General features: G+C 60.9%; 21 protein-coding genes. 10 read left to right on the plus strand and 11 right to left on the minus strand.

From position 1 onward, the window contains the following. Positions 1–38 precede the first annotated feature (38 nt). The 7 genes from pqqF to AC0J41_RS23875 all read left to right on the plus strand — a co-directional run bounded on the left by pqqF (position 39) and on the right by AC0J41_RS23875 (position 7,764). Entirely contained in the window at positions 39–2,456 is a 2,418-nt protein-coding gene (pqqF, locus tag AC0J41_RS23845; RefSeq protein ID WP_473013748.1) for a pyrroloquinoline quinone biosynthesis protein PqqF, read from the plus strand. 168 nt (positions 2,457–2,624) lie between these two features. Beyond that, positions 2,625–2,699 carry a pyrroloquinoline quinone precursor peptide PqqA gene (pqqA, locus tag AC0J41_RS23850; protein ID WP_003444522.1) on the plus strand — a complete coding sequence of 25 codons (75 nt, stop codon included), beginning with the start codon at positions 2,625–2,627 and terminating at the stop codon, positions 2,697–2,699. 81 nt (positions 2,700–2,780) lie between these two features. Continuing rightward, positions 2,781–3,692, plus strand: coding sequence for a pyrroloquinoline quinone biosynthesis protein PqqB (gene pqqB / locus AC0J41_RS23855; protein ID WP_473013749.1), 912 nt, complete (start codon positions 2,781–2,783; stop codon positions 3,690–3,692). A 138-nt stretch (positions 3,693–3,830) separates the two neighbouring features. After that, a complete protein-coding gene (gene pqqC / locus AC0J41_RS23860) occupies positions 3,831–4,583 on the plus strand; it encodes a pyrroloquinoline-quinone synthase PqqC (RefSeq protein ID WP_025108598.1) in 753 nt (250 codons plus the stop codon). Continuing rightward, positions 4,580–4,855, plus strand: a complete 276-nt coding sequence (pqqD, locus tag AC0J41_RS23865; RefSeq protein ID WP_025108597.1) for a pyrroloquinoline quinone biosynthesis peptide chaperone PqqD — start codon at positions 4,580–4,582, stop codon at positions 4,853–4,855. Before pqqC ends, pqqD begins: the two co-directional genes overlap by 4 nt. Then, positions 4,848–5,987: a pyrroloquinoline quinone biosynthesis protein PqqE gene (gene pqqE, locus AC0J41_RS23870; protein WP_473013750.1), complete on the plus strand. Its 1,140-nt coding sequence runs from the start codon at positions 4,848–4,850 to the stop codon at positions 5,985–5,987. Before pqqD ends, pqqE begins: the two co-directional genes overlap by 8 nt. Further along, on the plus strand, positions 5,953–7,764 hold the full coding sequence (locus tag AC0J41_RS23875; RefSeq protein ID WP_473013751.1) for a S9 family peptidase: 1,812 nt from the start codon (positions 5,953–5,955) through the stop codon (positions 7,762–7,764). The genes pqqE and AC0J41_RS23875 overlap by 35 nt, the downstream gene beginning before the upstream one ends. 130 nt (positions 7,765–7,894) lie before the next feature. On the opposite strand, the gene AC0J41_RS23880 is transcribed toward AC0J41_RS23875, so the two are convergent. Both AC0J41_RS23880 and AC0J41_RS23885 read right to left on the minus strand, forming a co-directional pair. Further along, positions 7,895–8,053 carry a YqaE/Pmp3 family membrane protein gene (locus AC0J41_RS23880; RefSeq protein ID WP_003228885.1) on the minus strand — a complete coding sequence of 53 codons (159 nt, stop codon included), beginning with the start codon at positions 8,051–8,053 and terminating at the stop codon, positions 7,895–7,897. 196 nt (positions 8,054–8,249) lie between these two features. After that, positions 8,250–9,533: an aspartate aminotransferase family protein gene (locus AC0J41_RS23885; RefSeq protein ID WP_473013752.1), complete on the minus strand. Its 1,284-nt coding sequence runs from the start codon at positions 9,531–9,533 to the stop codon at positions 8,250–8,252. Between the two features lie 169 nt (positions 9,534–9,702). On the opposite strand from AC0J41_RS23885, the gene AC0J41_RS23890 reads away from it, so the two are divergent. Continuing rightward, positions 9,703–10,617, plus strand: coding sequence for a LysR family transcriptional regulator (locus tag AC0J41_RS23890; protein ID WP_025108593.1), 915 nt, complete (start codon positions 9,703–9,705; stop codon positions 10,615–10,617). 227 nt (positions 10,618–10,844) lie between these two features. Here AC0J41_RS23890 and AC0J41_RS23895 read toward each other — a convergent pair whose 3' ends face one another. The 9 genes from AC0J41_RS23895 to bioB form a co-directional block, all read right to left on the minus strand. Beyond that, positions 10,845–12,623, minus strand: coding sequence for an acyl-CoA dehydrogenase C-terminal domain-containing protein (locus tag AC0J41_RS23895; protein ID WP_473013753.1), 1,779 nt, complete (start codon positions 12,621–12,623; stop codon positions 10,845–10,847). Between the two features lie 199 nt (positions 12,624–12,822). Then, positions 12,823–14,112 (minus strand): GGDEF domain-containing protein, encoded by a 1,290-nt coding sequence (locus AC0J41_RS23900; protein WP_025108591.1) that lies wholly within the window; start codon positions 14,110–14,112, stop codon positions 12,823–12,825. 192 nt (positions 14,113–14,304) lie between these two features. Then, the gene (locus AC0J41_RS23905) at positions 14,305–16,110 is read right to left on the minus strand and encodes a phenylacyl-CoA dehydrogenase (RefSeq protein ID WP_025108590.1); all 1,806 of its coding nucleotides are present in this window, start codon (positions 16,108–16,110) and stop codon (positions 14,305–14,307) included. A 276-nt stretch (positions 16,111–16,386) separates the two neighbouring features. Then, positions 16,387–16,683, minus strand: coding sequence for a hypothetical protein (locus tag AC0J41_RS23910; RefSeq protein WP_003228898.1), 297 nt, complete (start codon positions 16,681–16,683; stop codon positions 16,387–16,389). A 109-nt stretch (positions 16,684–16,792) separates the two neighbouring features. Further along, on the minus strand, positions 16,793–17,473 hold the full coding sequence (gene bioD, locus AC0J41_RS23915) for a dethiobiotin synthase (protein WP_473013754.1): 681 nt from the start codon (positions 17,471–17,473) through the stop codon (positions 16,793–16,795). Continuing rightward, on the minus strand, positions 17,470–18,282 hold the full coding sequence (gene bioC, locus AC0J41_RS23920) for a malonyl-ACP O-methyltransferase BioC (protein ID WP_473013755.1): 813 nt from the start codon (positions 18,280–18,282) through the stop codon (positions 17,470–17,472). The genes bioD and bioC overlap by 4 nt, the downstream gene beginning before the upstream one ends. Further along, entirely contained in the window at positions 18,275–19,006 is a 732-nt protein-coding gene (locus AC0J41_RS23925) for an alpha/beta fold hydrolase (RefSeq protein WP_473013756.1), read from the minus strand. The genes bioC and AC0J41_RS23925 overlap by 8 nt, the downstream gene beginning before the upstream one ends. After that, entirely contained in the window at positions 18,999–20,177 is a 1,179-nt protein-coding gene (gene bioF / locus AC0J41_RS23930) for an 8-amino-7-oxononanoate synthase (RefSeq protein ID WP_473013757.1), read from the minus strand. Before bioF ends, AC0J41_RS23925 begins: the two co-directional genes overlap by 8 nt. A gap of 173 nt (positions 20,178–20,350) precedes the next feature. Beyond that, a complete protein-coding gene (gene bioB / locus AC0J41_RS23935) occupies positions 20,351–21,406 on the minus strand; it encodes a biotin synthase BioB (protein WP_064589529.1) in 1,056 nt (351 codons plus the stop codon). A gap of 91 nt (positions 21,407–21,497) precedes the next feature. Here bioB and AC0J41_RS23940 point away from each other — a divergent pair, with 91 nt between their 5' ends. Together AC0J41_RS23940 and AC0J41_RS23945 are read left to right on the plus strand one after the other, a co-directional pair. After that, on the plus strand, positions 21,498–22,238 hold the full coding sequence (locus tag AC0J41_RS23940; protein ID WP_473013758.1) for a phosphoribosyltransferase family protein: 741 nt from the start codon (positions 21,498–21,500) through the stop codon (positions 22,236–22,238). Between the two features lie 196 nt (positions 22,239–22,434). Further along, positions 22,435–23,199, plus strand: coding sequence for a TOBE domain-containing protein (locus AC0J41_RS23945; RefSeq protein ID WP_025108583.1), 765 nt, complete (start codon positions 22,435–22,437; stop codon positions 23,197–23,199). Positions 23,200–23,257: the final 58 nt, after the last annotated feature.

Genomic DNA, 23,257 nt, shown 5'->3' on the forward strand with positions numbered 1-23,257 from the left:
TCCGCTAGCATTGGCACTTCACTGTTCTGGAAGTGCCCATGCCTGCGCCGACTCACCCCCGCCCTCACACTGAAACCCTGGCCAACGGCTTGCGCGTGACCCTGCGTCATGTGCCTGGTTTGAAGCGCAGTGCCGCCGCGTTGCGGGTGGTTGCCGGTAGTCATGACGTGCCGCTGGAGTGGCCGGGACTGGCGCATTTCCTCGAGCATTTACTGTTTCTCGGTACCGAGCGGTTTCCTGCCGATCAGGCACTGATGGCCTACGTGCAAAGTCATGGCGGCCAGGTGAATGCCAGCACCCGCGAGCGCACGACCGATTTCTTCTTTGAACTACCGACCTCGGCTTTCGGCGCCGGGCTTGAGCGTCTGTCAGACATGCTCGCCCACCCGCGTATGAATCCGGACGATCAGTTGCGTGAACGCGAAGTACTGGACGCAGAATTTGTCGCGTGGTCGCAGGATCCCACAGCGCAGCAGGCACTTTCCTTGTACGAGGGTTTGCCGGCGACGCACCCGTTGCGTGGCTTTCATGCGGGCAATCGCGACAGCCTGAAGGTTGAGCAACCGGGGTTTCAGCAGGCGTTGAAGGATTTCCATCAGCGCTTCTATCGCAGCGGGCAAATGACCTTGAGTGTGGTCGGGCCGCAAAGCCTTGAAGCGCTGCGCACACTGGCGCAGCAGTTCGCTGCGGCGCTGCCGGTTGGGGATAACGTTTTGCAGGCCGCAACCCAGCCACTGCAAGTAACAAGTTATCAACAGGTCGGTGGGCAGCACTGCAATCTGCTGTTTGCCTTCGAAGCGCTGCCCGACACCTGCGTCGAAGCGCTGGCGTTTCTCTGTCATTGGCTGAACAGCGCCAAACCTGGCGGCCTGCTCGCCTATCTGCGCCAACAACATCTCGCGGACAGCCTGAAAGCTACACCGCTGTACCAGTTTGCCGGGCAAGCCTTGCTGCATCTGCAATTCGCGGCCCCTGCCGAATCGCTGAAGGCTATTGGCCAACAGGTGCTGGATTGGCTGAGCTTCTTCGCCGCACAGCAGGACTGGGCAGCGCTGCGCGAGGAGTACGCCAACCTGCTGGAGCGTCAGCAGCAAGTCAGCGGCGCGTTGCAATTGGCACGCCTCGACAGCGAACAGCTCGAACACGGCTTGTCGGAAAACGGCGTCGTCGCCCTCAAGCAGATCCTGCGCGACATCGGTGTTGTGGATAACTTCAGCGCGCACTGGCATCTGCCTGCCGCCAATCCCTTCCTCGGATCGAGCGAACCACTGGCCAATGCCGGGCTGATTCGCGGTCAAACCAGCGCCCATCGAGGCCTGCGCACATTTGCCCAGGATCGCTCACGCAGCCGCCGCGAACGCTCGCCGATGCAGTTCACCCAGACCTCGGCGGATACCGCTGATGAAGGGGCGATTTACCTGCGCTGGCAGCTGGAAGCGGCGGCAACGGACGATCTGCACAGGAAGCTGCAACGCAGTCTTCGGGAAATCCGGGAGGACGCACGCCAAGCCGGGGTCGAGTTGTCGCTCAGTGCCAGCGGCACCCAATGGCTGCTGAAACTGACTGGGCTGCAAGAACCGATGCCAAGCGTCCTGGAACATGCGCTGAAATGTCTGGCGCAAGTCGATGCCGATTCTCCGAGCGCAGAGCCAGAAGCAGCGTTGATACCGATCCGCCAGTTGCTCAAGGCCTTGCCGGAACATTGCCTGCCAGCGGCGGCGCAATCGGACGACGCCCAACAGCTGTGGACAACTTCACGCTGGGACGGACTGGCTCTGGGCCTTAGCGCACAGACGCAATCCGCCATGGGCCTGGCCCTGAGCCGCATTCCCGGCATCCCGGACAAGCAAATCCCGGTATCGCCCGCCAGCAATGCTCGACACGTATGGAGCCACATCGACACAGCCTCCAGCGAACATGCGTTGCTGCTGTTCTGCCCGACCGCGAGCCGCGAGATCGCCGACGAGGCCGCCTGGCGCTTGCTCTCGCAGCTGTGTCAGACCCCGTTCTATCAGCGCCTGCGGGTCGAGTTGCAGTTGGGTTATGCGGTGTTCAGCGCCTTGCGGCAGATACACGGCCAGACTGGATTGCTGTTTGGTGTGCAATCGCCCGATGCCGCGCCAGTGGTGTTGCTCGACGCTATCCAGCAGTTCCTCGCCAGCATTACGGGGCTGATCGAACGTCTGGATGACCACAGTTTCAAGCAACTGCGCCAGTCACTTGCAGAACAATTCAACGAGAACAATCTGTCCGCCAGGGACGCCGCCGATTTGCTGTGGCAGGCCAGACTCGCAGGCCACTCGTCGGATTATCTGGCGCAACTGGTCGCAGCCATCGCCCAACTGGAACGTCCGGCACTGCTGGCGGCAGTACAACGCTTGATCGGCGCCGAGGGCGGCTGGCACTGTCTGGCCAGCAGCGCGTCACCGGGCGCACCGTGGCAAGCGGCAAAATGATCATTACTCAGGCTGCAAGGAGCTTTCTCAAAGATTCACGGGCAATCACCTGGAAATTTTGAGTAACATAGCAGCCTAACTATTTGGAACATCCCTGCGCTGCCGTGGACTATAACTATGGACAGCGCTATCCCATCCACCGCATCACCCACTTGAAGGAGTCACCTCATGGCTTGGACCAAACCGGCTTACACCGACCTGCGTATCGGCTTCGAAGTCACCATGTACTTCGCCAGCCGCTGAGTTCTGCCTACGCAGACTTGTAGTGCAACGCCTCGGCTCGCCGGGGCGTTTTATTTTCAGCGTTGAAAGATGGGAGCGTTCATGTTCGTCCAGATTCTGGGTTCGGCCGCCGGTGGCGGTTTTCCGCAGTGGAACTGCAACTGCGTCAATTGCGCAGGCTTTCGCGACGGCAGCCTGAATGCCAAGGCCCGCACCCAGTCGTCCATCGCGATTTCCGACGACGGCGTGAACTGGGTGCTGTGCAACGCTTCACCGGACATCCGCGCGCAACTGCAGAGCTTCGCCCCGATGCAACCGGGCCGCGCCCTGCGTGACACCGGTATCAGCGCGATCATTCTGATGGACAGCCAGATCGACCACACCACTGGCCTGCTCAGCCTGCGCGAAGGCTGCCCGCATCAGGTCTGGTGCACGGACATGGTTCACGAAGACCTGAGCACCGGTTTCCCGCTGTTCAAGATGCTCACCCACTGGAACGGCGGGCTGGACTGGAACCGTATCGAACTCGACCAAAGCTTCACCGTCGCCGCCTGCCCTAACCTGCGCTTCACTCCGCTGCCACTGCGCAGCGCCGCGCCGCCCTACTCGCCGCACCGCTTCGACCCGCACCCGGGCGACAACATCGGCCTGATCGTCGAAGACCTGAAGACGGGCGGCAAGCTGTTTTATGCGCCGGGTCTGGGCAAGGTTGATGCGCCGCTGCTGGAGATCATGGCTGGCAGCGATTGCCTGCTGGTGGACGGCACGATGTGGGACGACGATGAAATGCAGCGCCGTGGCGTCGGTACCCGCACCGGGCGCGAGATGGGCCACCTGGCGCAAAACGGCCCCGGTGGCATGCTCGAAGTGCTGGAGCAATTACCCAAGCAGCGCAAAGTGCTTATCCACATCAACAACACCAACCCGATTCTCGATGAAGATTCGGCGGAGCGTGCGGAGCTGGCGCGGCGTAATGTTGAAGTGGCGTATGACGGCATGAGCATTGTGTTGTAAGCCTTTGAGACCGCTGCGCGGTCTATCGCGAGCAGGCTCACTCCTACATTGGACGCGATCACCTGTAGGAGTGAGCCGGCTCGCGATGAGGCCCGACCAGACAACACTGAATCCAACGGTTGTTCCCGGAGAACAGACATGACTGACACGCCAATGTCCCCCACCGAATTCGAAGCAGCCCTGCGTGCCAAAGGCGCCTATTACCACATCTACCACCCCTATCATGTGGCGATGTATGAAGGCCGGGCCACCCGCGAACAGATTCAGGGCTGGGTCGCCAACCGCTTCTACTATCAGGTGAACATCCCCCTGAAAGACGCGGCGATTCTCGCCAATTGCCCGGATCGCGAGATCCGTCGCGAGTGGATTCAACGCCTGCTCGATCACGACGGCGCCCCCGGTGAAGACGGTGGTATCGAAGCCTGGCTGCGCCTCGGTCAAGCGGTCGGCCTCGACCCGGATCAACTGCGCTCTCAGGAGCTGGTATTGCCCGGCGTGCGTTTTGCCGTCGATGCCTACGTCAACTTCGCCCGCCGGGCCAGTTGGCAGGAAGCCGCCAGCAGCTCGCTGACCGAGTTGTTCGCGCCACAGATCCACCAGTCGCGTCTCGACAGCTGGCCGCAGCATTACCCGTGGATCGACCCGGCCGGCTACGAGTACTTCCGCACCCGCCTCGGTCAGGCACGGCGTGATGTCGAGCATGGGCTGGCGATCACGCTCGAGCACTACAAGACCCGCGAAGGCCAGGAGCGCATGCTGGAAATTCTCCAGTTCAAACTGGACATTCTTTGGAGCATGCTCGATGCCATGAGCATGGCCTACGAACTGAACCGCCCGCCGTATCACAGCGTCACCGCACAACGGGTCTGGCACAAAGGAATCACCCTATGAGTTTCGATCGCAGCAAGACACCGACCTGGCGTCCCGGCTACCGCTTCCAGTACGAACCGGCGCAAAAAGGTCACGTGCTGCTCTACCCCGAGGGCATGATCAAGCTCAACGACAGCGCCGCGCTGATCGGTGGATTGATCGACGGTGAACGCGATGTCGCAGCGATCATCGCCAAACTCGATGAGCAGTTCCCCGGCGTGCCCGAGCTCGGTGACGACATCGAGCAATTCATGGAGGTTGCCCGTGCACAGCACTGGATCACCCTTGACTGATCTGCCGCCCAAGCCTGACGTCGGCCTGCCGCTGTGGCTGCTCGCCGAGCTGACCTACCGCTGCCCGCTGCAGTGCCCGTACTGCTCCAATCCGCTGGATTTCGCCGAGCAGGGCAAAGAGCTGAGCACCGAGCAGTGGATCAAGGTCTTCCGCGAAGCGCGGGAGATGGGCGCGGCGCAACTGGGCTTTTCCGGTGGCGAGCCGCTGGTGCGCCAGGACCTTGCCGATCTGATCCGTGAAGCGCGGCAGTTGGGTTTCTACACCAACCTGATCACCTCTGGCATCGGCTTGACCGAGCAGAAAATCAGCGACTTCAAGAAGGCGGGCCTCGATCACATCCAGATCAGCTTCCAGGCCAGTGACGAGCAAGTGAACAATTTGCTCGCCGGCTCAAAAAAAGCCTTCGCGCAGAAGCTGGAAATGGCCCGGGCGGTGAAGGCCCACGGCTATCCGATGGTGCTGAACTTCGTCACCCATCGGCACAACATCGACAAGATCGACCGCATCATCGAGCTGTGCATCGCGCTTGAGGCCGACTTTGTCGAACTCGCCACCTGCCAGTTCTATGGTTGGGCGCAGCTCAATCGTGTCGGCCTGTTGCCGACCAAGGAACAGCTGGTGCGCGCCGAGCGCATCACCAACGAATACCGCGCCAAACTGGAAGCCGAAGGGCATCCGTGCAAGCTGATTTTCGTCACCCCGGACTACTACGAAGAACGCCCGAAAGCCTGCATGAACGGCTGGGGCAGCATCTTTCTGACGGTCACCCCGGACGGCACTGCCCTGCCCTGCCATGGCGCCCGACAGTTGCCGGTACAATTTCCCAATGTGCGCGATCACAGCATGCAGCACATCTGGTACGACTCGTTCGGCTTCAACCGCTTTCGCGGTTACGACTGGATGCCCGAGCCGTGCCGTTCGTGTGACGAGAAAGAAAAAGACTTCGGCGGCTGCCGCTGCCAGGCGTTCATGCTCACGGGGGACGCAAGCAATGCCGACCCGGTGTGCAGCAAATCCGAACATCACGACGTGATCCTCAAGGCCCGCGAAGAAGCCGAGCACGCCACCCAGACCATCGAACAACTGGCCTTCCGTAATGAACGAAACTCACGCCTCATCGCCAAGGGCTGAGCCTTTCAGCGCCTCGCAAGCCGTCGCCGCCGGAATGGATTTCGCCGAACTGCAACTCGGTGCCAAGGGTTTGTTCTGGAATGAATATCGCCCGGAAGATGCCGCGTGCAGGATCTGGCAGTGGCGCGACGGCGTGGCGAAATGTCTGACGCCTGCGGGTTTCAGCGTGCGTAGCCGGGTGTACGAATATGGCGGTGGCGCGTTTGATCTGACGCCGGACGGGGTGGTTTTCGTCAATGAGGCAGACCAGCAGCTGTATCGGCAAACGCTGGAAGGCGCGCCTCAAGCGCTGACATCCAGCGAGTGCCGTTATGGCGATCTGCACGTTGCCGACGGGCAGGTGCTGGCGGTTGAGGAACTGTGCGACCAACACCGGCTCGTAGCGATTGATCTGGCTGAGGGCACCCGGTATTTGCTGGCAGAAGGCGCGGATTTTTACGCTGCGCCGATCATCAGCGCCGACGGTTCGCGACTGGCCTGGATCGAGTGGAGCCGGCCGCATCAGCCGTGGACCTCAACGCGTTTGATGGTGGCTGAGCGCCTGACTGACGGTGCATTCAGTTCCCCGCGATGCGTGGCGGGTGCCGAGATTGAAGAGTCCATTCAGCAACCGCGATTCGATGGCGAAAATCGCCTGTATTGCCTGACCGATCGCGGTGGATTCTGGCAGCCATGGGTTGAAACCTCCGACGGCTTGAAACCATTGCCAGCCGCGCAGGCCGATCATGCGCCCGCGCCGTGGCAACTGGGCGGCTGCACCTGGCTGCCTGTCGAGGATTTGTTTTTGGCTAGTTGGAGCGAAGGCGGTTTTGGCCGGCTGCTGCTCGGCAACGAAGACTTCACCGGCGATTACAGCCGCTTCCGCCATCTGGCGCTGGATCAGCAATTTATCTACTGCATTGCCGCTTCGCCGATCAGCCCTTCGGCGGTCATCGCGATTGATCGCGCTACTCGCGAAGTCAACGTACTGGCCGGCGGCGTGGCGCCACTGCCCGTCGAACGCATCAGCCGTCCGCAAACGTTGTGCTATCCGAGCGGCTCGGGCGAGGCCCACGGCTTCTTCTATCCGGCGATGAACGACGAAGCCAGACCACCGCTGGTGGTGTTCATCCACGGCGGCCCGACTTCGGCTTGCTATCCGATGCTCGACCCGCGCATTCAATACTGGACGCAACGCGGTTTCGCCGTCGCCGACCTCAACTACCGTGGCAGCAGCGGTTATGGCCGCGAATATCGCCAGGCCCTGCACCTGAGCTGGGGCGACGTGGATGTCGAGGACGCCTGCGCGGTGGTGGCGTATCTGGCGGAACAAGGTTTGATCGATGGCGAGCGCGCCTTCATCCGCGGCGGCAGCGCCGGGGGTTACACCACGTTGTGTGCGCTGGCGTTCCAGCAGGTGTTCCGCGCGGGTGCCAGCTTGTATGGCGTCAGCGACCCGGTGGCACTGGCCCGCGCGACACACAAGTTCGAAGGCGATTACCTCGACTGGCTGATCGGCGATCCCGAGCAGGACGCCGAGCGCTATGCCGCCCGCACGCCATTGCTGCACGCGAGCAAGATTGGTGTGCCGGTGATTTTCTTTCAGGGCGAACTGGACGCCGTCGTCGTGCCACAGCAGACCCGCGAGATGGTCACGGCACTGGAGCGCAACGGCATTGCGGTCGAGGCGCATTATTACGCTGATGAGCGCCACGGCTTTCGCCGTGCAGTGAATCAGGCGCATGCGCTGGAGCAGGAGTGGACGTTTTATCGGCGGGTAATGGGGTTGGCGGACTGATCTGCGCCGCTCTCAAAGTAGCGTCGCCTCATTCGCGAGCAGGCTCGCTCCCACCTTGGATCGATGGTGTTCACAAATCCCTTGTGGGAGCGAGCCTGCTCGCGAAAGCTGTCTGCCGGGCAGCGCTAAATCAACGCTTGGCGATGATGTACACCGCATGCACGATCCCGGGTATGTAGCCACACAGCGTCAGCAGAATGTTCAACCAGAACGCCCCGCCAAACCCGACCTGCAGAAACACACCCAGTGGCGGCAACAGAATGGCGATGATGATACGAATGAAGTCCATGGGTCAGCTCCTGATTGGGGGTTGGCTCACTTGAGCCATACAAGCTAATCGACCCGTGCCGTTCGTCAGGGTTCAGTGCCGTTGCTATTTGATCGCCACTACCCAGGACAAAAAAACGCCCCACGTCAAAAGAATCAGGCGTGAGGCGTGCGTTATACCGCGAGACGGTTCTTGAAATCAGGTGGGAAACTTCGGATCAGACGGCAATCCCTTTGCGACACTGCAATTGCGCGGTGCGCACCCGCGAGAAGGCGCGGGTCAGGCGCAGGAGCATCTCGTCGATATTGGCCTTGCTGACGGTGAGCGCCGGCGTGAAGCGCAGGCAATTGGCTTGTGGCGCGTTGAGCAGCAGGCCTTCATGCAAGGCTGCATGGACCACGGCATCGGCAGAATCTTCGGACAGGCTCAAGCCCCGGAACAACCCTTGCCCACGCAATTCGCCATGGCCGTAACGGTGTGCCAACCTCGCGAGGCCTTCGCGCAGGTACTGGCCATGGTCGTTGACTTGCTGCAGAAACGCCCGGTCCTGCACGCTGTCGAGCACCACCAGACCGGCCGCAGTCATCAGGGCGTTGCCGTGATGGGTGCCGCCCAGTTCGCCTGCCTCGAAACAGCAAGCCTTGCCCCGCGCCAGCAGCGCCGCCAGCGGCACGCCACCACCGAGCCCCTTGCCGAGCACGACGATGTCCGCGCGGACGCCGTAGGACTGTTCGGCGAGCAAGGTGCCACAGCGACCGATACCGGTCTGTACTTCGTCGAGAATCAGCAGAATGCCCAATTCGTGGCACAGCCGCTCAACGCCTTTGAGGTAATGCTCGGTGGCCGCAATCACCCCGGCATCGCTCTGGATCGGTTCGAGCATGATAGCCACGGTTTGCGCATCGACAGCCGCATGCAGCGCCGGCAGGTCGTTGAATGGCACCCGATCGAAACCCGGCAACAGCGGAGCAAAGCGGTTGTGAAGGTTGCAACTGTCCGACGCCGAAATCGTTGCCAGACTGCGCCCGTGACAGCCTTGCTTCGCCACGATGATCCGCGACGCGCCGCCACGATGCAGCTGGCCCCATTTGCGTGCCAGTTTGATCGCCGCCTCGCAGGCCTCGCTGCCGCTGTTGAGCAAATAGGCCTGATCGCTTGAGGTGCTGGCACACAAGCGCTCGGAGAGGCTGAGCATGCCGCGATTGTGCAGATTGAAACCGGGATTGATCAGCGCCTGAGCCTGGCTGGCAATGGCTTTGACCAGTGCCGAAGGACTGTGCCCCAGACTGTTGGCGCCGCCGGCCTGGGCGAAGTCCAGATAGGCGCGGTCATTGCTGTCCCACAGCCACGAGCCCTGGCCGCGCACGAATACCTGCTGCGGGCGTTCGACGCTGGGCATCAGGTGTTCGGCATTCAGGCTCTCGCCTGCCTCGGGTGGGTTGGCCTCGAACGCAAGGTCATCAAGACTTGGCGTCTGGCGCCGCAAACTGAACAGATTCATTGAAAAAAACCTCGTTCGAGGTTTTTTGAACTGCCTATGTAAACACTGTCGAAGCAAACGCTATTCATCGCGCTCTCTGGCCCTGTAAGCCCTGTGATTGCGGTTAGACTAGGCTTACAGAAGGCTTCGGGCCATTTCGATTTACCAGCATTTTCGATAAGCATTACTTATGGATTTCAAACAACTGCGTTATTTCGTCGCGGTCTACGAAGAAGGTCATGTCGGCCGGGCTGCCGAGCGTCTGTCGATCTCGCAACCGGCGCTGTCACAGCAGATCCGCCAGCTCGAACAGAACCTCGATGTCACCCTGTTCGAACGCAGCAGCAAACGCCTGCTGCCGACCCTGGCTGCACACACGTTGTACAACCACGCCCTGCCGCTGCTCGATGGACTGCAACGGGCGCGTGAGGCGCTGGGCAACTTCAAGGGCCAGGCGGTGCGCACCTTGGCGATTGGTGTGCTGCAAACCGTACACACCAGCCTCGTGCCACAGATGCTCGAGCGGGTGCGCAAGGCGCAGCCACATCTGGTGGTGCAGATTTATGAATTGACCGGACTTGAGATCGAGCGACGATTGCTCAATGGTTCGCTGGACATCGGCATCAGCTATCTGCCACCGCGACAGCCCGGGCTGCATGGCGTGATGCTGTACGAAGATGAGCTGACGCTGGTGATCCCGGCAGATCATCCATTGCGTGAGTTCAAGAAGGTCTCGATGCGTCAGGCCGCCGAGTTGCCGATGTTATTGCTGGGTGAAGAGTTCCAGATCCGGCAGATCTGGCAGGCGCAACTGAGCAGCCTCGGCCGTCGTCCGCAGGTGCAGGCCGAGCTGAACAATATGGTGGGGATTCTCGACAGTTTGCCGCACACCAAGCTGGCGACGGTGCTGCCGGGGCGCTCGCAAAAAGAATACGACGATCAGGATCTGCTGTGGAAGCCACTGAGTGAGCCACGGGTGCCGCTGAAGGTTGGCCTGGTGTGTCGCGACGTGCAACGCCAGCAGGCCTCTTTGGCGCTGCTACGGACATTGCTGGAGGAAGTGATGGAACGTGAAGTGAAACCGGCGCTGGATCCCCTGGCCTGAACACTTTTCTTCAGGCAAAAGAAAACCCCGCCGAAGCGGGGCTTTGCAGACTGTTTCCCTGACATCCATTTCACTCCGCCACCCTGGCAGAATCCTACGTGTCCGTGTTGTTGCTTTGCGCTTCCTGCGCGACGTCCATGAGTTGTAGATTAGCTGTGGATCCAATCTACGCCTATGGGAGAACAGCAGCACGTCATGTAAGAAAATGCTTACATGACGTTACATCATCAGAACTGCTCAGCGCTCAGCAGGAACAGCGATTCGCTGCCAGCCTTCACCGACGCGCTCAACGAGTGAATACGCGGCAACAGACGGGCGAAATAGAACCGTGCGGTGCCCAGCTTGCTGGCGTAAAAATCGTCCTGCGCTTCCTTGCCCAGCGAAGCTTTGGCCATCAGTGCCCACATGTAGGCGTAGGAAACGTAGCCAAACGCTTGCAGATATTCGACCGAGGCCGCGCCGATTTCGTTCGGATTGGTCTTCGCCCGATCCAGCAGCCACGCAGTCAGCTCGTCAAGCGTGCCGACGGCATCGTTCAACGGCTTGGTGAATTCGCCCAGGTCAGCGCTGGCCGTCGCGGTGAAGTGGCGAATCTCGTCAGCGAACAGCTTGTAGAACGCGCCGCCACTGCCCACGATCTTGCGCCCGACCAGGTCCAGCGCCTGAATGCCGTTGGTGCCTTCGTAGATCTGGGTGATGCGCACGTCACGCACCAGTTGCTCCTGGCCCCACTCGCGGATGTAACCATGACCGCCGAAAATCTGCTGGCCGTGGACGGTGGTTTCCAGGCCCAGGTCGGTGAGGAACGCCTTGGCCACCGGAGTCAGTAAGGCCACCAGATCTTCCGCACGTTTGCGGGTCGTGGCGTCTTCACTGAACTTGGCGGTATCGAGCTGCATCGCCACGTAGGTGGAGAATGCACGGCCACCTTCGTTCGACGCTTTCATGGTCAGCAGCATGCGACGCACGTCCGGGTGGACGATGATCGGGTCAGCGACCTTGTCCTTGTTCTGCGCGCCGGTCGGCGAACGGCTCTGCAGACGATCGCGGGCGTATTCAACGGCGTTCTGATAGGAACGCTCGCCGCTCGCCAGGCCTTGAATGCCGACGCCCAGACGCTCGTAGTTCATCATGGTGAACATCGCCGCCAGGCCCTTGTTCGGCTCGCCGACCAGATAACCCACGGCTTCGTCGAAGTTCATCACGCAGGTCGCGGACGCCTGGATGCCCATCTTGTGTTCGATCGAACCGCAGGTCGCCGGGTTGCGCGCGCCCAGGCTGCCATCGGCATTGACCATGAGCTTGGGCACCAAAAACAGTGAAATGCCTTTCGGGCCGGCCGGTGCGTCCGGCAGTTTCGCCAGCACCAGGTGAATGATGTTTTCGGTCAGATCGTGTTCACCGCCGGTGATGAAGATCTTGGTGCCGCTGACCTTGTAGGAACCGTCGGCCTGAGGTTCGGCCTTGGTGCGGATGATGCCCAGGTCGGTGCCGGCATGCGGCTCGGTCAGGCACATGGAGCCGGCCCAGATCCCGGCGTACATATTCGGCAGGTACGCCGCTTTCAGCTCTTCACTGGCGTGGGCGTTGATCGACAGGCAGGCACCGGCGGTCAGCATCGGGTACAGACCGAAGGACAGGCTGGCGGAGTTGACCATCTCTTCGACTTGCGCCGAAACGGCTTTGGGCATGCCCATGCCGCCGTAGGCCGGATCGCCACCGACGCCAACCCAGCCGCCTTCGGCGTAAGTCTGATAAGCCTGTGGGAAACCGGCCGGCGTGGTGACGGCGCCGTCCTTCCAGTGGCAACCTTCTTCGTCAGCTGCACGGCTCAGCGGCGCGATGCTTTTGCTGGTGACCTTGCCGGCCTCTTCGAGAATGGCCTCTACGGTTTGGGCATCGACGGTCTCGGCCAATGCCGGCAGTTCGGCCCAGAGTTTGGCGACTTCGAATACTTCATTGAGGACGAAGCGCATATCGCGCAGCGGCGCTTTGTAGTCAGCCATGGCAAACCTCGCAAGATCTAAACAGGTGATTCGTGGAAGAGTGTTTTCGTTGAGGCCGAGTGTACCTCAACAACTTTTGCGACACATAGGGTCAGGCAGTGACTGATTTGTTATTTTCAGTCACCAGCAATTCAACTAAAAACAAAGCCCGCAATCAGCGGGCTTATTAGTGAAGAGCGGCCATTGAGCAGAGCACAGTTCAGCCTGCCGCAGCGTCCATGCGTACCGCACCGCGACGGTTCTGACCGAATGCCATCACGCAGTTTCGGCCCGCACCCTTGGCGCTGTAGAGGGCCTGGTCGGCGGATTTGAGCACTTCTTCGGGGGTGCGCTGCTCAAGGCGTTCAGCGACGCCGATACTGACCGTGACCGACACGCTGGACGCGCCGGAACCTGATCGCCGCTGCCGTCCTTGCTGATCATCCTGTGGACGGTTTTCCTGATTGCGCAGCTGAATGTTGTAGGAGGCAATCGACTCGCGAATCACTTCCAGGTGCGGCATGCACTCCTCAAGGGTTTTGCCTGCAAACACCAGGGCAAACTCCTCACCGCCATAGCGATACGCCCTACCGCCACCGCTGATTTTCGACAGCTTGCTGGCGACCAGCCGCAGCACCTGGTCACCCACATCGTGACCGTGGGTATCGTTGAATTTCTTGAAATGATCGACATCGCTCATCGCCAGCACATAGTTGCGCCCCAGACGCTGCATGCGCTCATTCAGCGCGCGACGTCCCGGCAACCCGGTGAGCTCGTCGCGGAAGGCCATTTGATAAGCCTCGTGCGCCACGGCAGCGGCAATCATGAGCATCACCTGGCTGCACATGATGTTCAGGGTAAACGGCAGGATGAAGGTTTTCGGCAGCATCCAGAACACGCCGAGCAACCCGACCAGTTGCGCCGCATGCAGCGGGCGCGGATTGCGCCAGTATTGCCAGGCCAGCAGCAGGAACGCCGAGAGGAACACCGGATAGGACATCTGGATCAGGCTCATCCAGGCGCCGTGCAGCGCCGGCCAGCGGATCTCCGAGAGCCACATCAGCAGCGCCTGCGGATAACTCTGCTCAAGTCCGAGGGCAACACTGCCAAAGGCCAGCAGCACGGCGAAGCGCGCGACCATGTCCTGAAACAGATGGGTACGCTCCTGCCACGCGGCGAACAGCCCGAACAGCAACGGCAGCAGCAGGCAGACCAGATGGAACACCACGGCGGCGTCTTCGCGCACTTTGCCGTTGTCGCGGTAATAGTCGGTCTGGGTGTCGAGCAAAAAGTAGGCGATGTACACCGTGAGCATCAGAAACAGTTCACGTTGACGTCGGTAAACCGCACAGTAAGCACCGCCCAACAGCAACACCAGAGTCGGCAGCACGTTGAACAGCGAAGTGAAGAACACATTGAGGTCTTTGACGTACGCAGCCGCCAACCCCGCGAGTAACAACAGCAGTGAAGGTAGAAAATGACTGAAACGTACAGCGGAAGAACGCGGCAAGGGTAAAGCTCCGACCCGTCATATCAAAGAGATGGCATTGTGCCTGCAATGTGGCCAGTTAAGCACACACAATGTGATCCAGATCACACGCAGTCTCTTTAACGGCAGAAAACCCGGGTTTCTGAGCGATTTTGAAACAAAAAAACCGCTGCCCCCAAGGGAGCAGCGGTTTTCGTCAGACCGCGTTAAGGCTTAGTAGCCCAGCGCGAAGTCTTCTTCCTTCATGTCCATCAGGTTGTTGGCGCCCGACAGCATGGTGGCCACGTGAGTGCGGGTACGCGGCAGGATGCGCTGGAAGTAGAAGCGCGCGGTTTGCAGCTTGGCAGTGTAGAACGCTGCGTCGCCGGTGCCTTCTGCCAGCTTCTCGGCTGCCAGACGCGCCATGTCGGCCCAGAAGTAGGCCAGGCAGGCGTAACCGGAGTACATCAGGTAGTCCACGGAAGCCGCGCCGACTTCTTCGCGATCTTTCATGGCAGCCATACCGACCTTCATGGTCAGCTCGCCCCACTCTTTGTTCAAGGCCGCCAGCGGTGCGACGAACTCTTTGACGGCTTCGTTGCCTTCGTTGTTCTGGCAGAACTTGTGGACGATCTTGGTGAAGCCTTTGAGAGCCTCGCCTTGAGTCATCAGCACTTTACGGCCCAACAGGTCGAGTGCCTGAATGCCAGTGGTGCCTTCGTACAGCATCGAAATGCGGCTGTCGCGAACGTTCTGCTCCATGCCCCACTCGGCGATGAAGCCGTGGCCGCCGTAGATCTGCACGCCGTGGTTGGCGGATTCGAAACCGACTTCGGTCATGAATGCCTTGGCGATTGGCGTCATGAACGCCAGCAGCGCGTCGGCCTTCTTCTTCTCTTCTTCGTCGACGCCGTATTTGACGATGTCGACCTGCTTGGCGGTGAAGTACACCATCGCGCGGTTGCCTTCGGCGAATGCCTTCATGGTCAACAGCATGCGGCGCACGTCAGGGTGCACGATGATCGGGTCAGCGGCCTTGTCCGGCGCTTTCGGGCCAGTCAGGGAGCGCATTTGCAGACGATCGCGAGCGTATTTCAGGCCGCCCTGGAAACCGATTTCGGCGTGGGCCAGACCTTGCAGCGCGGTACCCAGACGAGCGGTGTTCATAAAGGTGAACATGCAGTTCAGGCCTTTGTTCGCCGGGCCGATCAGGAAACCGGTGGCGCCGTCGAAGTTCATCACGCAGGTGGCGTTGCCGTGGATACCCATCTTGTGTTCCAGCGAACCGCAGCTCACTGCGTTGCGTGCACCGAGGGTGCCATCAGCATTGGGCAGGAACTTTGGAACGATGAACAGGGAAATGCCTTTGGTGCCAGCCGGAGCATCCGGCAGGCGAGCCAGTACGATGTGGACGATGTTGTCGGCCATATCGTGTTCGCCGGCCGAGATGAAAATCTTGGTGCCGGAGACTTTGTAGGAACCATCAGCCTGAGGTTCGGCTTTGGTGCGCAGCATGCCCAGGTCGGTGCCGCAGTGCGGCTCGGTCAGGCACATGGTGCCGGTCCACTCGCCGGAAACCAGCTTGGTCAGGTAAGCGTCCTGCTGCTCAGGGGTACCGTGCTCGGAGATGGTGTTCATCGCGCCGTGCGACAGGCCTGGGTACATGCCCCACGACCAGTTGGCCTCGCCAACCATTTCGCTGACTGCCAGACCCAGCGACTCCGGCAGACCTTGGCCGCCGTGCTCTACGTCATGCGCCAGGCTTGGCCAGCCGCCTTCGACAAATTGCTTGTACGCCTCTTTGAAGCCAGTCGGGGTTTTCACGCCGGACTCGCTCCAGGTGCAGCCTTCGAGGTCGCCCACGCGGTTCAGCGGTGCCAGTACCTGCTCACAAAACTTGGCGCCTTCTTCGAGAATGGCGTCAACCATGTCCGGCGTTGCGTCGGCGCAAGCCGGAAGGCTCTGATAGTGCGCTTCGTAGCCGAGCAGTTCGTCACGAACGAAGCGAATATCACGCAAGGGGGCCTTGTAGTCAGGCATAGCGATAAACCTCTGCTGATGTAACCGGGAATGAACGACCGTGTTGATTTGTTGTGACGGTCAAACAGTTGTTTGAAACATACGTTTACGCCGAAATCTTGTCAAGCATCGATCTTTTGCCGTTCGTCATCACTGCTTTCAAACCGCCGGACACAGCAAACCGCCATGCACGGCAATGCGTCATGGGCGATAGAAAAGATTAGTTGAGGGAGAAGGACTTACAACGAAAAACGCCGCGACAAGGCACGGCGTTCAGCAAACAGGAGGCGAGAAAAATCAGGCAAACGTATCGATGATCGTCCCGAGCATTTCATCGGAAGCCTTGGCGACTTTGGTGCCCAGCTCCACTTGGAACTTGCCTTGGGCCATCTCGGCCATGGCGCTGCCCGGATCCATCTGCTGGCTGCGGTCGATACCGCGCAGACGATCCACTTGCGCCTCGGAAGACTGGCTGGTGACCGAACGCTCGATGGTGTTGTTGGCAATCTGGCTGGCGGCCTGATCGACGCGGTTCTGCCCGGTCTGAATGGTGCTCAAACCCGCATAAAAAGCTGTGTTACCGGAGATTTCCATGGGAGTTCTCATCCTTGGGAAGGATCAATGGTTGCCATTGAAGCAGACGCGCCAGAAAAACACTCGTCAAAAATACTGATGGCACAGTGCCTTGTCATAGCCAAAAACATTAATCGAGCAAATCCAGCTGCAAATGATCAGCCACTGCCTCGGCGCTGGGTGACTTCAATTTCGGCACGCGCCCCAGGCACGGTGCCGGTAGCCGTTCGGCCAGCGTCGCCAGATTCTCCTCCAGCCGCGATGTCTTCGGGTCAATGATATTGGCCACCCATCCGGCCAGTTGCAGCCCATCGCGAGCGACCGCCTCCGCCGTCAGCAAGGCATGACTGATGCAGCCCAACCGCACACCCACCACCAGAATCACTGGCAGCTTCAATGCAATCGCCAGGTCCGAGAGATTGGCCTGATCCGCCAACGGTACCCGCCAGCCACCCGCGCCTTCAATAAGGGTGAAGTCGGCATTCATGGCGAGAATCTCGCGCATCGGTGCCAGCAACGATTGCACCGTCAGCGCCACGCCCGCCTCGCGCGCTGCCAGATGCGGAGCGATAGCCGGCTCGAATGCCACCGGATTGACCTGTTGATACGTCAGCGGCACCGAACATTCGGCCAGCAGCGCCAGCGCATCGGCATTGCGCAGCCCCTTGGGCGTCACTTCGCAGCCAGAGGCCACCGGTTTACCCGCCGCCGTACTCAGTCCTGCCGTCCGTGCCGCATGCAGCAACCCGGCAGCCACAGTCGTCTTGCCGACATCAGTGTCAGTCCCGGTGATGAAATAGGCTGCGCTCATAAGGGCTTCTCCAACACGGCGTAAACCACCTGATAGGTCGCCGGCAATCCCTGTGCCTGACGGTACTGCTCATAAGCCTCGACCAGACCGAGAATCCGCGCCCGCCCGGTCAAACCACCCGGCCGACCGGGGTTCAGATTGTGCGCGCCCAGTGCCTTGAGTTCGTGGGTCAGGCTGCGCACATCCGGGTAATGCAGCACATGCGCCTGATTCTGCAGACTCACCGTGCGCAGACCACTGTCCGAGCACAACTGCTGATAACGGGCGAATTCGCGGAAGCGGTTGACGTGCACCAGGCCATCGACCTGACGCCAGCTATCACGCAGTTCGTACAACGTCCCTACACAAAGACTAGCAAACGCAAAAATCCCACCGGGTTTCAGCACGCGAAAAGCCTCACTGAGCACCGACTCGAAGTCCGCACACCACTGCACCGCGAGGCTGGAGAAAATCAGATCACACGTCGCCTCCCGCAGCGGCAGACGCTCGGCATCACCGGCGATGAAATGCTCGGCGCCACCCAACGGCCGCGCGTGTTCGAGCATGCCCTCGGCGATGTCCAGCGCCAGCCCCTGCCCCGCGATAAAATGCTCAGCCAATGCACGAGTGAAATACCCGGTTCCGCAGCCCAGATCCAGCCAACGTGATGGCACCCAACCCGTCGGCAAGCGTTGCAACAACTGCGAACCGACATCACGCTGCAACTCGGCGACGCTGTCGTAACTGGCCGCTGCACGGGAAAAAGAGGCCGCGACCTGGCGCTTGTCGGGCAAGCCGCCGGGCAGCGCAACAACAGACAAATCAGTCATCACCGCACTCATGTAGAAAAGCCTGGATCGCACCCGCCACGCCGTGGGGGTCCTCCAGAAGAAACGCATGACTGGCCTGTTCGATCAGGCCGATTTCGATGTCCGGCAGCAGCGCGAACAATTCACCCGCTGCCTCCGCAGGCACCAATCCGTCCTGCCCGGCGAACAGGTGCAACTGCGGGCCGCGAAAGGCCTGCAGCGCATCCCGCGTGTCCATTTGCGCGAGCAACTGGAGCCCGGCCATCAATACCGCCGGCGCCGTGTTCGGCGCACCGCCGAGCATCAGTCGCGACAAACCGCGCGGGTCTTGCGTACCCTGGGCACACAGCAGCGAGAAACGCTTGAGGGTAGTTTTCGGATCGGCCGTGCAGCCGGCGAGAAACGCATCGAACGTCTCGCCCGGCATCGCACTCGGCCACTGCCCGTGGGCAACGAAGGATGGATTGCTCGCCAGCGTCAGCACACCGCAACAACGCTCGCCACGCCGCGCCGCCAATTCACAAGCAAGCATGCCGCCCAGCGACCAGCCACCCAGCCAGGCATCCTGAGGAATACGCTCATCGAGTTCGTCGAGCCATTCCTGCAAATCGCGGGAGTCCAGTTCCGGCAACGGCTCGACCTCGACATGCAGATGCTCGTCGAGCCCCTGCAACGCCGCCGCCAAAGGCTCCAGCGGCGAAACACCGAGCCCCCAGCCGGGCAGCAGAATCAGGCGATTACGCATGGCTTGGCTCCGGCGACAGTTGGGCAAAGCAATCGTCCAGTCCCTCTAACAATAGCTGCACCTGCGCTTCGCTGTGGGCGGCGGTCAGGGTCACGCGAAGACGCGCGCTGCCGGCGGGCACGGTGGGCGGGCGGATTGCGGTGACCATCAATCCGCGTTCGCGCAGCATCTGCGACAGGCGCACGGCGCGACCGGCATCGCCAATCAGGATGGGCTGGATCGGGGTGAAGCTGTCCATCAACTGCAGACCGATTTGCTCAGCGCCATGGCGGAACTGACGGATCAGCGTCTGCAAATGTTCTCGGCGCCAATGTTCCGTGCGCAGCAACTCCAGACTTTTCAGCGTCGCACAGGCCAGCGCCGGTGGCTGACTGGTGGTGTAGATGTACGGTCGGGCGAACTGGATCAGGCTTTCGATCAGGTCCTCACTGCCGGCAACAAATGCGCCCGCGGTGCCGAACGCCTTGCCGAGGGTGCCGACCAGCACCGGCACATCGTCCTGGCTCAAGCCGAAATGCTCGACGATTCCGCCGCCATTGGCGCCCAACGGGCCGAAGCCATGAGCATCGTCGACCATCAACCACGCGCCCTTGGCTTTCGCTTCCCGAGCCAATGCCGGTAGGTCGGCAATGTCGCCGTCCATGCTGAACACCCCGTCGGTGACCACCAGCGTGTTGCCGGTGGCTTTCTCCAGGCGCTTGGCCAGGCTGCCGGCGTCATTGTGCAGATACCGATTGAAACGCGCGCCCGACAACAGGCCCGCATCGAGCAGCGAGGCGTGGTTGAGCCGGTCTTCGAGCACGGTATCGCCCTGCCCGACCAGCGCCGTGACCGCGCCGAGATTGGCCATGTAACCGGTGGTGAACAACAGCGCACGCGGTCGGCCCGTGAGATCGGCCAGTGCTTCTTCGAGTGCATGGTGCGGACCGCTGTGGCCGATCACCAGATGCGACGCCCCGCCACCGACGCCCCAGCGACTGGCACCGGCGCGCCAGGCTTCGATTACCTGCGGGTGATTGGCCAGGCCCAGATAGTCGTTGTTGCAGAACGCCAGCAGCGGCTGGCCGTCGACCACCACTTCAGGCCCCTGCGGGGATTCGAGCAGCGGGCGCTGGCGATAGAGGTTTTCGGCACGGCGGGCAGCAAGGCGTGCGGCGAGATCGAAAGACATGCAGGCCTCGAAAGTCAGATCACATGGGCAGAAGGTGCACAGTTAATGTGGGAGCGGGCATGCTCGCGAATGCGTACTGACATTCAACAAAAAGGCTGACTGATCCAGCGCATTCGCGAGCAAGCCCGCTCCCACAGGGTGTTGTGTTCCTTCAGTAAAACTCGGGGCGCGCTTCAGACCGCAGCGTTATAGAACTGCTCGCTGCTCTTCTGCTCCACCAGCGCCTGCTCGATCGCGGCCTGATGCACTTCATCGGAATGCTCTTCACGCGCTTCCGGTTGAATGCCCAGGCGGGCGAACAGTTGCATGTCCTTGTCGGCCTGCGGGTTGGCGGTGGTGAGCAGTTTGTCGCCGTAGAAAATCGAGTTGGCACCGGCAAAGAACGCCAGCGCCTGCATCTGCTCATTCATCGCCTCGCGGCCAGCGGACAGACGCACGTGGGATTGCGGCATGAGGATGCGCGCCACCGCCAGCATGCGGATGAAGTCGAACGGGTCGACGTCATCAGCGTTTTCCAGCGGCGTGCCAGCGACTTTCACCAGCATGTTGATCGGCACCGATTCCGGATGCTCCGGCAGGTTGGCCAGTTGAATCAGCAGATTGGCGCGGTCATCCAGCGATTCGCCCATGCCGAGGATGCCACCGGAGCAGATTTTCATCCCCGACTCACGTACGTAGGCCAGGGTTTGCAGGCGCTCGCTGTAGGTGCGGGTGGTGATGATGCTGCCGTAGAACTCGGGCGAGGTGTCGAGGTTGTGGTTGTAGTAATCCAGACCGGCCTTGGCCAGCGCCGCCGTCTGCTCCTGGTCGAGACGGCCAAGGGTCATGCAGGTTTCCAGGCCCATGGCCTTCACGCCTTCAACCATCTTCAGCACGTACGGCATGTCTTTGGCCGACGGGTGTTTCCACGCTGCGCCCATGCAGAAACGCGTCGAGCCGATGGCCTTGGCGCGGGCAGCCTCTTCGAGGACCTTCTGCACTTCCATCAGCTTTTCTTTTTCCAGGCCGGTGTTGTAGTGACCGGACTGCGGACAGTATTTGCAATCTTCCGGGCAAGCACCGGTCTTGATCGACAGGAGGGTCGAAACCTGCACACGGTTGGCGTTGAAATGCGCGCGGTGCACCGTCTGTGCCTGGAACAGCAAGTCGTTGAATGGCTGTACGAAGAGGGCTTTGACTTCGGCTAAAGACCAGTCGTGACGCAGGGTGGCAGAGGTGCTGGCGCTCATGGGCAGTTCCTTGGTTATGCTTGGCTGGCGGCTGCGGGAATGGAATACCCACAGGCGCGACACGGATGTTCGGCATATTTAAGGAAGAGCCATGCGCTGTCAACCACGATACGAACAAGAGGTTTACATCTGTTTAAAAAACGCACAATTCTGCTTGCTGTGCGATGAGCCCGCAGAAGCAGAAATGCCAATCTGCGTCGCCTGCGAAACCGAATTGCCCTGGCTCGGCGACCACTGCCAGACCTGCGCCCTGCCATTACCCGGCACTGGCCTGACCTGCGGCGAGTGCCTGCTAGAGCCGCCAGCGTTCGAACAGGTCATTGCGCCGTGGCGTTATGACTTCCCGGTGGACAGCCTGATTACGCGCTTTAAACACAACGCGAAATGGCCGTTTGGTCACCTGCTCGCCGACGTTGCCGGACAATACCTGCAACATCGCTTCGAAGAAGGATTGCCGCGTCCCGACGTGTTGTTGCCGGTGCCGCTGGCAAACAAACGCCTGCGTCAGCGCGGGTTCAATCAGGCGGCGATGTTGGCGCGATGGCTGAGCCAACAGCTCGATCTGCCTTTTGAGGAACATGCCCTGCGGCGGACACACGACACCGATGCCCAGCAGGACCTCGACGCCAAGGCGCGCAAACGCAATTTACGTAACGCCTTCGCCCTGGCGCCCGACGTTGATGTCAACGGTCGGCATGTCGCGTTGATCGATGATGTGCTGACCACCGGTGCAACGGCTCAGGCATTGGCGCGACTGTTGAGGGACGCAGGGGCGGCGAGAGTCGACGTTTACTGCCTGGCCCGCACGCCAAAACCGGGAGATACCCAATAATCTGAAACCATCGCAATTCCCCCCTATGGGAACGGGCTTGCTCGCGAAGAGGCCCGCACAGCCAGAACCTATGGTGACTGACACCCCGCCTTCGTGGGCAACACCGCTCCCACAGGGGAGACAGCGTGTGGCTTGACTCTTAGGGTTCAAACCGCCAACTTCCTATTCCACCGCCACCGCGAAAAAGCGCCCATTCATGTCCCTGCCCTCCCTGTTGTCCCAGCACATCGTCCGTCGTCCGCAGCGCATCGCGTTGCTGCAGCATATTGCCGAGCAGGGCTCGATCACCCGCGCCGCGAAAAGCGCCGGGCTGAGTTACAAGGCGGCCTGGGATGCGATCGATGAGCTGAACAACCTGGCGCAGAAACCGCTGGTGGAGCGCGCCGTCGGTGGCAAGGGCGGTGGTGGCGCCAGGTTGTCCAGCGAAGGCGAACGGGTGCTGCGTCTGTATCAAAAGCTGCAAGCCTTGCAGGCTCAGGTCCTGGAGGCCGCCGAAGACGCCAGCGATCTCGATCTGCTCGGTCGGCTGATGCTGCGCACCAGCGCCCGCAACCAGTTGCACGGCAAGGTCGTGGCCATCGAAGGCGCGGGACGCAATGACTTGATCCGCCTCGAACTGGCCGAAGGCCTGTGCATCGATGCGCAGATCACCCACGACAGCACGGTGCACCTGGAGCTGCAACCGGGCACCGAAGTAGTGGCACTGATCAAGGCCGGCTGGCTTGAATTACTGGCTGCAGATCAAGCCGCAACATCCGGACACAATCTTCTGAACGGCACCATCGAGGCTATTCTCGATGCCGAGGATGGCCCCAGCGAAGTGCGCATCGCCCTGCCCAATGGCCAGACACTCTGCGCTCTGGCAGAGCCGCTGCAGCTTCGCACTCGCGGGCTGAGTGTCGAGCAACCGGTGCAGGTACAGTTCTCGCCGTCCAATGTGCTGATCGGCGCACCGCTGTAACGGACTTTCTGCAACAAAAGCTTCATCGCCCCCCATTAAGGTTGCTGCCAAAACCAAG

This window comes from Pseudomonas sp. Arb-4-2C (assembly GCF_055755015.1).

Coding starts and splice junctions, on each gene's coding strand:
- pqqD (WP_025108597.1), top strand. CDS start 4,580: ATGAGTTTCGATCGCAGCAAGACACCGACCTGGCGTCCCGGCTACCGC.
- AC0J41_RS23875 (WP_473013751.1), top strand. CDS start 5,953: ATGAACGAAACTCACGCCTCATCGCCAAGGGCTGAGCCTTTCAGCGCC.
- bioD (WP_473013754.1), bottom strand. CDS start 17,473: ATGAGCGCAGCCTATTTCATCACCGGGACTGACACTGATGTCGGCAAG.
- AC0J41_RS23880 (WP_003228885.1), bottom strand. CDS start 8,053: ATGGACTTCATTCGTATCATCATCGCCATTCTGTTGCCGCCACTGGGT.
- AC0J41_RS23895 (WP_473013753.1), bottom strand. CDS start 12,623: ATGGCTGACTACAAAGCGCCGCTGCGCGATATGCGCTTCGTCCTCAAT.
- bioB (WP_064589529.1), bottom strand. CDS start 21,406: ATGAGCGCCAGCACCTCTGCCACCCTGCGTCACGACTGGTCTTTAGCC.
- AC0J41_RS23940 (WP_473013758.1), top strand. CDS start 21,498: ATGCGCTGTCAACCACGATACGAACAAGAGGTTTACATCTGTTTAAAA.
- AC0J41_RS23910 (WP_003228898.1), bottom strand. CDS start 16,683: ATGGAAATCTCCGGTAACACAGCTTTTTATGCGGGTTTGAGCACCATT.
- pqqF (WP_473013748.1), top strand. CDS start 39: ATGCCTGCGCCGACTCACCCCCGCCCTCACACTGAAACCCTGGCCAAC.
- AC0J41_RS23905 (WP_025108590.1), bottom strand. CDS start 16,110: ATGCCTGACTACAAGGCCCCCTTGCGTGATATTCGCTTCGTTCGTGAC.
- AC0J41_RS23885 (WP_473013752.1), bottom strand. CDS start 9,533: ATGAATCTGTTCAGTTTGCGGCGCCAGACGCCAAGTCTTGATGACCTT.
- pqqB (WP_473013749.1), top strand. CDS start 2,781: ATGTTCGTCCAGATTCTGGGTTCGGCCGCCGGTGGCGGTTTTCCGCAG.
- pqqC (WP_025108598.1), top strand. CDS start 3,831: ATGACTGACACGCCAATGTCCCCCACCGAATTCGAAGCAGCCCTGCGT.
- AC0J41_RS23890 (WP_025108593.1), top strand. CDS start 9,703: ATGGATTTCAAACAACTGCGTTATTTCGTCGCGGTCTACGAAGAAGGT.
- AC0J41_RS23925 (WP_473013756.1), bottom strand. CDS start 19,006: ATGCGTAATCGCCTGATTCTGCTGCCCGGCTGGGGGCTCGGTGTTTCG.
- bioF (WP_473013757.1), bottom strand. CDS start 20,177: ATGTCTTTCGATCTCGCCGCACGCCTTGCTGCCCGCCGTGCCGAAAAC.
- AC0J41_RS23945 (WP_025108583.1), top strand. CDS start 22,435: ATGTCCCTGCCCTCCCTGTTGTCCCAGCACATCGTCCGTCGTCCGCAG.
- bioC (WP_473013755.1), bottom strand. CDS start 18,282: ATGACTGATTTGTCTGTTGTTGCGCTGCCCGGCGGCTTGCCCGACAAG.